General features: G+C 53.4%; 6 protein-coding genes and 1 pseudogene. 1 reads left to right on the top strand and 6 read right to left on the bottom strand.

Going from position 1 to position 7533, the window contains the following annotated elements:
• Window positions 1-1186 precede the first annotated feature (1186 nt).
• Window positions 1187-1426 (top strand): annotated as a pseudogene (locus WNB94_RS17000) (integrase core domain-containing protein); the annotation flags it as partial.
• A gap of 232 nt (window positions 1427-1658) precedes the next feature.
• Here the strand turns inward: WNB94_RS17000 and WNB94_RS16995 are convergent.
• The 6 genes from WNB94_RS16995 to WNB94_RS16970 all read right to left on the bottom strand — a co-directional run bounded on the left by WNB94_RS16995 (window position 1659) and on the right by WNB94_RS16970 (window position 7141).
• Window positions 1659-2528, bottom strand: coding sequence for a LysR substrate-binding domain-containing protein (locus WNB94_RS16995; RefSeq protein ID WP_013743899.1), 870 nt, complete (start codon window positions 2526-2528; stop codon window positions 1659-1661).
• Window positions 2529-2532: 4 nt separating this feature from the next.
• Window positions 2533-3534 (bottom strand): phosphonate dehydrogenase, encoded by a 1002-nt coding sequence (locus WNB94_RS16990; protein WP_026485313.1) that lies wholly within the window; start codon window positions 3532-3534, stop codon window positions 2533-2535.
• Between the two features lie 19 nt (window positions 3535-3553).
• Window positions 3554-4354, bottom strand: a complete 801-nt coding sequence (phnC, locus tag WNB94_RS16985) for a phosphonate ABC transporter ATP-binding protein (protein ID WP_041682765.1) — start codon at window positions 4352-4354, stop codon at window positions 3554-3556.
• Between the two features lie 33 nt (window positions 4355-4387).
• Window positions 4388-5236 carry a phosphonate ABC transporter, permease protein PhnE gene (phnE, locus tag WNB94_RS16980; protein WP_341391564.1) on the bottom strand — a complete coding sequence of 283 codons (849 nt, stop codon included), beginning with the start codon at window positions 5234-5236 and terminating at the stop codon, window positions 4388-4390.
• A gap of 123 nt (window positions 5237-5359) precedes the next feature.
• Entirely contained in the window at window positions 5360-6256 is an 897-nt protein-coding gene (locus WNB94_RS16975; RefSeq protein WP_341391563.1) for a phosphate/phosphite/phosphonate ABC transporter substrate-binding protein, read from the bottom strand.
• 24 nt (window positions 6257-6280) lie between these two features.
• Window positions 6281-7141, bottom strand: a complete 861-nt coding sequence (locus tag WNB94_RS16970; protein ID WP_341391562.1) for a phytanoyl-CoA dioxygenase family protein — start codon at window positions 7139-7141, stop codon at window positions 6281-6283.
• Window positions 7142-7533: the final 392 nt, after the last annotated feature.

Below are 7533 nucleotides of genomic sequence, written 5' to 3'. Positions count from 1 at the left end.
TCTTGGTCGACAGGTTCAATCCCAGGCTGACTTGCTTCATGTCCTTGCGCCACGTATCAACTTGACGACATCATCATGCAAGACTCGCGCCTTGACGGCGGGTTTTGCAGACCTTCCCTAGTGCGATTATATCGACTGAAACCATGCGCAACCTGATGCTCGCGATGGAGAAAAATGATGGCTAGAAATAGGCCGAAAGTTCGAGCACGTAACTTGGAAGACCAGGATATAGAAGCCATAGTTAGCATTCTCGACGGCTGGGAGGGGAAGCTTACTTGGGAATTACTCATTGAGATTGTCGAGCAACGACTTAACGCCCGATACACAAGACAAGCCCTAAATCAGCGGGTTCGCATAAAGCAGGCCTTCCAATTAACGAAGAGCCGCGTTGCAGGGCTTCCAAATGCTCGGTCAAAAAGCTCCCTTGGCTTGGGAGCTACAGAAGCACAGGCGCTTTTAGAACGTCTTGAGCGTATTGAGGCCGAAAATGCCCGGCTTAAGGTCGAGAACGAAAGACTGCTGGAGCAGTTTGTTGTGTGGGCTTACAACGCTAGCAACCGGGGCCTGGATGCCCCCCGAGTTCGACACCAAATGCTGTAAGTGATTGATTTGACTAGGGTGACCTTATCAACGTGCCACTACAGAAGGGGTTATTTGGGGTCGAAACTGGGTTTTTGAGCCTTCAAAGCGGTCGGATCGTAGGTGACGGAGGATATTTCTGCGGCAGCGCGTCGTTGCCGCAGAGTTATTACATTGAGTGTAGCGCAACGACGCGGCCATTGCGCCACAAATAAACTTCAAAGTTGCCACTACAAAACCTTCGCGCAGGCGCACGTAAGTTGTTGATTCATATGAAGGAGGCTTCGCAAAAACCGAAAAATTGACGTTTTGGTGTCGAACTCGGGATGCCCAGTTGCTGAGCCAACCGCCGCCAAGAGTTCACCGAGATCAAACTAAACTCGGAGTTGTCCGAAAGGCTGCCAAGTTGTAGTTGACCTTACTGCGAGATTACGAGTTATTAATAAGCTTGTATGGGGCGATGCGGGCGTCGGTCTATGGCCCTGCACAGTACCAGCTCAATACCGTCTAATCTGTACCTGCGCAACCGATACCATCTCACAGCGAAGAGAGGCTCCGGCAGGCAAACTTCTGCTGAAGGAGTTAGCTTTTCGGTATCCCCGCTATGGGCAAGCCATGGCAGCACGGCACCACCGAAAGTTTCAATGGCAAACTGCGTGACGAGTGCTTCAGTCTGGAATGGTTTCGCAACCGGATCGAGGCCAGAATCGTCATCGCGGATTGGCGGCGCCATTACAACGAGGTACGACCGCATTCCAGCTTGGGCTACCTGACGCCGTTGCAAATGGCCCAAAGCTTGAGGAACTGTTTATCAATCCATGCCATTTCCCAAATGGCGGTGGTATGAAAAAACGGAGCAGGTCACTTTATCGGGATGAGAGGCTAGACTTCAAAGGTTTTGTCCTCAAAATTTCAAGAGCCAGTCGTTTGACTGGCTATTTTGTTTGTTGCCCTCGCCCATATCTTTCACTCCGTCGTAGCCGAAGCTGCCGTGGAAAGAATCGGTGTGGCGACGCCACAGCCCGAACTTCGGCGCCCAGGGTCGGCGGCGGCATTACAAGCCGAGCTCACAAGCCGATTTAGTGCGGACGGCTCAAAAGTATGTCGACGAAAGCAGCGATGGACGGATGCTTCAGCATGCCATTCCGAAACACGATGTAGATCTCCTTCCGGGGCGGATCGCCCTCAAAGGGAACCGTTGAAAACAAGACAAGTCGGGACTCGTTCTCGACGGACGCTTTCATCACGACTGATATCCCCAGTCCTGCCTGCACAGCACTTTTTACAGCGGCGGTACTGCCCAGTTGCAAGGAAACACTCAGCGTATTTGCCCGTGTACCGAGATACTGCCGAAGGACCCGTCCGGTGCCCGAGCCCGCCTCGCCTCCGATCAAGACTTGGTTTTCAAGCTGGTTCGGCCCAACACTCCGCATGCCCGCCCACGGATGCCCCAGCGGTACGATAAGTACCAGCTCTTCTCGTCGCCACAGCTTGGCAGCGAATCCCGGGCGCTCGTCCCATCTTTCGACGACAGCGATGTCCAGGTCGTAATTCTCTATGGTCCGCGCTATCGCCTCGTTTCTATCGATGACCACCTTGACTGAAAATGGCGTTCGCTCTTCAAACTCTTTTATATATGGCTGAAGCAAGTATATGCCCGTGTTAGAACTCGCACCAATCGTGATTTCATCTTTCTTTTCAAATAGAGTTCCGGCTTTACACGCCAGGTTGACGAGCTGTTGCGCATACGGCAAAAAAGTTTCACCCTCGGCTGTCAAGCTGCAACCGGCATTGCTTCGCACGATCACTTCCATCTTAAGCGACTCTTCAAGCTTCTTGATATGCTGCGTCACCGTCGACTGCGAAATGTCGAGTTGTTTTGCGGCGTCGCGGAAGCCCCCGGCTGCGACTACGGCCAGAAAACTCTCAACGTGATCGAGATTAATCACTCAGTCATCTCCCCGCTCCAACATGGTTGACCGCTCCGCGTGGAATGCGCCCTTGCAACGCTTCGAGGATACTGAGGGCGGCTTCACGCTCGATTTCCATCCGTACCGATTTGACCGCCGAACCCAGGTGAGGCGTAAAGAATGTGGGTAAAGCAGGATCAAGCAATTCGTCAGGAATAGAATGCGGCCTGTCGGGACGCGCCCATTCCTCCATCTCGAAGACGTCTGCGGCGTAACCGCCCAGATGCCCCGTCCGAAGCGCATGCACCACGGCCCGCTCATCTACGATGGAGCCGCGACAGGCATTGACGAGGTACGCACCGGGCTTCATGCGGTCTAATGCCCGAGCATTTATGGTGTGGTGGGTATCTGACGACATCGGCAGCATGGGAATGATGAAATCGCTTGTCGCCAATAGCTGGTCCAGCGATGTTCTGCTCGCATTCCATGCCCTTTCCGACTCTTGCGGCAAAGGCTGCGGATCCGTGTACTGAATTTGCATATCGAAGGCGGCCAGCCGCTTTGCGACCGCCCGCCCGACCGCTCCCGTCCCAATGATGCCGGCGGTTTTACCCGTCAAACCTGTGCCATAAAACCGCGGGGTCCAACCATTGAACTGGCGTGATCGAATGTAATTATCACCTTGCAGCATATTCCGTGTGATGCTCAGCAACAGGCCAATCGTTAGTTCAGCTGTGGGACTCGTAAGCAAATCAGGAACAATCGTAAACCAAATCCCATGGCGGGTACATGCCTCGACATCAAAGTTGTCATATCCTTTAAGCGCGGCGCCGATGACCTTCAGATTGGGGCACGCGGATAGAAAATCCGCATCTATGCTATCCGGCATAAACACCATCATCCCGTCCGCATCATTGGTGCGCAACAGTACCTCTTCCCGCGACATGGTTGAATCGGACTGATTGGAAATTACTTCAGCGGCGGTCTCAAGGAGGGCCAGCGTGTCAGGGTGGATTCGATGCGTTGTTACGATTCTTGGTTTCATGGGACCTCTGAGGAACGAACTACGCGACATGCCGCTGCAACGGCTCGTCTCTGTCGCTGTGTACGGCACGCTGCTGATAAATGGATCGTATCTTTTGCATCATGCCTTGATCATTCGGTTGGTTAGCCATATTCAAACTGATTCGCCCATCCCGCAATCCCACGACTCGATCAGACACTTCAAGTGCCAGGTCTACCTGGTGCAGGCTGCACAGGACCGCGACATTAAGATCTGTAGCCGCGGCTTTCAGCGTTTGCAGAACCGAGCGCGCCGTCAGCGGATCGAGGCTGGAGACGGGTTCGTCCGCAATAATAATCTTGGGCTTCTGCGCCAAGGCTCGCGCTATCGCAATACGCTGTTGCTGACCGCCTGACAGCAGTTGCGTAGGCGTGTTTGCATAATCGAGCATGCCGACCCGGTCCAGACATTCGAACGCGAGCACTTTGTCAGCCCGGCTGAAGCTTTTCAATGTGACGCGCCAAATGGGCATCTCTGCCAGACGCGCACCCAATACATTCTCGAGTGCTGAGAACCTTTTCACCAGGTGCAGTTGTTGGAACACGAACCCGATCTGGCCACGTACTGCCCGCAGACGCGCCGGAGACAGTTCATGTATGGATTCTCCGAGCGCCACGATAGAACCGGAGTCAATCGGCTCAAGGCCAGTGAGACATCGGAAAAGCGTCGACTTCCCTGCCCCGCTTGTGCCGAGCAAGGCAACCATTGAGCCGTGACGTACTTCGAAGTCAATCGATTCCAGGACAACTTTATTGCCGTATGACTTACCGACATTCTTTAACTGCAACGCTACATCTTTCATTGCGAACCGCCCATCCAGTAATATGTGAAGCAATCAGTTATTCGCAGGGAGAGTTTCGAATCCCTCGCGTTTTGTGTCCAATATCAAGTGCCTGAGCCGGTCACTGATGAAATCGATTGCCGACACCATCAGCAATATAACCGCCAGTACCGTAATCATCTTGTTGAATTCCAACAAGTCCACAGTATCTTTCAGGGTCTGCCCAATTCCACCTGCGCCTACGATGCCCAGTACTGTGGACGTTCTGACACTGAATTCCCAAATGTATAGAACGCTCGCGATCAGGTGCGGCATAACATCCGGGATCAGACCGTAGCGGATAATCTTTGCCCTGCTGGCACCGGTCAAGGCGAGCGCATCCAATGGCCCTTGGTCAACGGTCTCGATGGCTTCAGCAAACATTTTGCCGATTGCCCCTACCATGTGGAAAGTAATGGCCAGTACGCCGGAGAACGGACCGAAGCCCACTGCTGCTACAAATACAAGTGCAAAGACAAATGTCTCCGTGCCGCGGCTGGCGTTCAGGATGGCGCGGGATACCCGATAGGTCCACTTGTTCGGACAGGTATTACGCGCAGCCATGAGTGCCAGCGGAAATGCCATGATTGTGGCGAATATCGTGCCAATCGTCGCCATGGCGAGCGTCTCGCCAGCCCCTTTTAGAATGACGTCCAGGTCGCTCAGGTCGGGTGGAAACATCTGCACGACGAATGACCATAGTCTCGGTAAACCGGCGCCTAGCTTCTGGAATTCTATCTGACACACGTACCAGGCCACTGCCAGCAAACTGAGTACTACGACCGACGTTGCAAAATGCCGCTTTCTCCTGGCTACGTCCCTCTTGACATTAGCCAGCATGACTTCTTCGATTCGCTGATTCATTGGTTCATCCTCTGTGGTATCGCGATGCGCGCCCGTATGTTCGTGCAGCGGAGACAAGGAGCTGGCGTGCGTCAGTCCACCTTGTCGTCCGCTGCCCTCATCCAAGAACGGACCCCTCGTGCTTTATAGTTTTCCCAGGATGCGGCCGGCGTCTTCGATTACCTTGTAATCGCTGTGCTTTGCCTTCACGAAGCCGTTATAGCCCGAGCCCATCAGCGACTGTGCTTTCTCTTCGGACAAGGACGTCAGTATTTTCGTGATGCGCGCTTTCAGAGCAGGATCAAAATCCTTCGGCACGGATATCGCGTCGTTCGGCAGCTTGCTGGATTCCCACACGATCTTGGACTTCGAAGGATCGATTTGACCCGCTTCGATCATCCCGTTCCGGCCCCGATCCATATCGGATCCGAGGTCGATCAGTCCCTGCTGAATCCATGATTCGTTCTGGCCAAACGTGGCACCTTCACGATATTCAAAATAGCTCTTAGGGTCGATGCCGATGCTCTTGAAGTACGCCATCGGGATGAGCCAGCCAGAAGTGTTGCCCTGATCACCGAGTGACAGCTTCAAACCCTTCGCGTCCTCGGGCCATTTTTTGATCGGCAGATCGGCGCGACCGACAATGAGGGCTTTGTAGAACGGCTTCCCGCGGTACTTGGCCGTTGCAATCACTTCGGTGCCGGCCTTTTTATTCGACAAGACATAGCCCCAGGGTCCGAGCCAGCCCACATCGACATGGCCATTTGTCATTGCCACAGATATTGCCGCCCAGCTTTCCGGGGAGACGATTTCATAGGTCGCGCCGAGCTGGTCGGCGAGATACTTGAATATCGGCTCAAACTCTTTGATGGTCTGGCTAGGCGTTGGACGCAACGGCGCAATTGCAAAACGCAGGTGAAGTTTACCATTGACAACCTCAGCTGCCTGCGCGGGTGTGCACACTATGATTGTGGCGATAAAGGCAAGAATGGCGCGCGTTAACGCCTTCTTGAATTTCGAAAACAGAGTAAAAACTTGCATTATGACCTCAGTGAGTTAAAGACTTCAGTAGTACTTTTGAGTCAAAGCTCGTTGACTTTCAAAGATGCGATCACCGTACATCGACAACGGATACGGGACAGTCAAAGGGAGTTCCACCATGCGCGGGAATACGGTGGATCGGCCAGAGACCATGAGGCTTTCATAATCCCCATAGTTGCCACAGCCCAGAAGTGGCCAGGCATCAGCCGCGGCATAGCCGATGAGCAGAAAACGCCGCCTGATCGTTGAGTGGTTTGGGCCTGAACCATGAAGGGTCCGGACGTGATGCAACGTGACAGTTCCTACGGGTCCCGTCAGTAACTCCCCTTCTGTCGGGTCGAGCGCTTCGTCCCAGTTGGAGCGAGAGATCGCGTGGCAAAACTCGCCCGTCTCGACGTTCCGGTGGTCGTACACTTTTCCTTTGTGGGAGCCTGGCAAGCATGCCATCGCGCCATTTTTCTCACTTGTCTCGTCGAGGAAAATTCCGAGAGTAAGAAAATCATCGTTTGTGTGGGGATAGAATGCCCAGTCCTGATGCCACTGGACTGGCGCGCCTGATGGCGGCTTGAAGTTGATTTTGCTATTGTGCAAACGGATGTTTTCGCCCAGGAAATGCCGAAGCAAATCGACGATTTTTTCCGACCTGACCAAAGAATCTATTGCATCGAAATAAAGGTGAGGATTCTCGACGCGACGCAGTAGCTTCGTCGTCTCGCCATTCTTCTTTTCGAACTGGTAAATCTCATTGTCCGAAGCTACGCCAATAGCTCCCAATTCAATTTGCTTGACGTCTTCAAGAATCTTCGCTACTTCCTCCGCGGAGAAAAAGCTTTCAATCTTCGTATATCCCTTGTCGAGATATTCGCGTTGCTGCTCTGCAAACATGGTGATGCTCCAAGGTCTTCCAACGAATAATCGGGAGGGCAAACTGCGGCTCCTTCCGGCATGCTGATTCGATCATGTAATCAATAAGTAACTTTGATCTACAGATCGATCATGAAAGGATGGTGGATCGTCGGTATGACATAGGCATGACAGCGGGACGCGGAATGCAACACAGAAGGATGGTCGCAGCGCCTGGCAAGCGCCGCCCGTGTCGCTTTCTGCCTACGTCGGGGTCTCCTCGTTTTCAGTGCAATAAGTGACGGTACGCAAAGCTAGGGAAGGTCTGAACAACTCGTTTGCGAGGCAACAGGCGGCGTGATCGCTTCGACAAATGAGCCGAATGCATCGCAGACCAGCCCCCATGACGCTGAAACGCACGTCAAAGGGTGCGC

The organism is Aquabacterium sp. A3, from assembly GCF_038069945.1.
In the GTDB taxonomy this organism is placed as follows: Bacteria; Pseudomonadota; Gammaproteobacteria; order Burkholderiales; family Burkholderiaceae_C; genus Aquabacterium.
Note: the sequence above shows the minus strand (reverse complement) of the source record. Positions and strands in the feature narration are given on the sequence as shown.